This is a genomic window from Streptomyces sp. NPDC101166, from assembly GCF_044768125.1.
Classification (GTDB): Bacteria; Actinomycetota; Actinomycetes; order Streptomycetales; family Streptomycetaceae; genus Streptomyces.
The window spans coordinates 1-1,042 of the sequence record NZ_JBIWPF010000361.1 but is presented as its reverse complement, the minus strand read 5'-3'; the positions used below and the strand labels follow the sequence as shown (position 1 = coordinate 1,042).

Below are 1,042 nucleotides of genomic sequence, written 5' to 3'. Positions count from 1 at the left end.
CCGGGGGAAACGAGGTCCCGGGTCGGCTCCGGCGGACGGTGAGGCGACCGCTCGATCAGGCACGACCCCACCTAAACACAGCCCGTCGACGGCCCACGCCGATCTCCCTTCCGCCGCGCCGCCGCGCGAACCGCCCCGACGCTAGACGCCGAACCTCCGGCGAACTCGAGAGTCGGCGCCCTGCCGCGCTGAGCAGGGTCGGTTCCATCGGGTGTTTCTTCAGCTTTCACCCTCGGTGGTGATGTCGAAGGCGTTGAGGAAGTTGCAGACCAGCTGATAGAAACCGACGGTGAGCACGAAGTCGGCCAGTTCGGTGACCGTGAGGATCTCGAGAGCTTCGGCCCGGGTGGCTGCGTCGAGTGTGTGCTCCTGCAGGAGCTTGTCGGTCCAGCGCAGTATGGCGGCTTCCACCGCGCTGAGGGTGTCGCCGTGCCCGGTGGCGGCCGCGGCGATCGCGTCTTCGCCGAGTCCGACCGCGCGAGCGAACCTTTCGTGATGGTGCAGTTCGTAGGCGGCTTCGTACACGTGGCCCACGCGAAGGATCGCCAGCTCACGCAGCTGGAAGGGCATCGAGTTGGTTTGCAGCATCGCATCGGCCATGTTCAGAAAGCTCACCGCCATGCCATGGGAGTGACCGATCATGCGGTAGATGTTGGCCGAGTGGGTGGTCAGCGCTTGTTGCACCGCGGTGGGCAGGGTGGAGGAGTCCGGATAGTCGATGGTGGTCACGGGAGCCTCTTCTCGGTCGGGGCAGTCTGTGGTCAGGCGAGTTTGTCGATGTCGCCGCGAATGGGTTCGCTGCCATCCCAGGTGGCGGCGACTTCCCGGATGTAATGGAAGAACTGGCCTTTGGGGCCGCTGATGTCGGAGATCTCGATGACGTGGCCGAAAGCCTGCTCGGTGTCGAAGTAGGCGAAGCGGCCCTGCTCACCGCCGATCGACCCTTCGTGGCCCACCTCGTAGCCCAGCGATAACGCCTTGTCGTAGAGACTCTGGTAGTCCTCGGTCCAGTAGGCGATGTGCTGCAAGCCCTCACGACCGG

At 65.1% G+C, this 1,042-nt stretch carries 2 protein-coding genes; both read right to left on the bottom strand.

The annotated features are described in order from the left end of the window. Nucleotides 1-219: 219 nt before the first annotated feature. Entirely contained in the window at nt 220-729 is a 510-nt protein-coding gene (locus ACIRS4_RS39115; protein ID WP_404205181.1) for a carboxymuconolactone decarboxylase family protein, read from the bottom strand. A 32-nt stretch (nt 730-761) separates the two neighbouring features. Continuing rightward, the coding region (locus ACIRS4_RS39110) for a hypothetical protein (RefSeq protein WP_404205179.1) at nt 762-1,042 on the bottom strand (281 nt) is incomplete at its 5' end.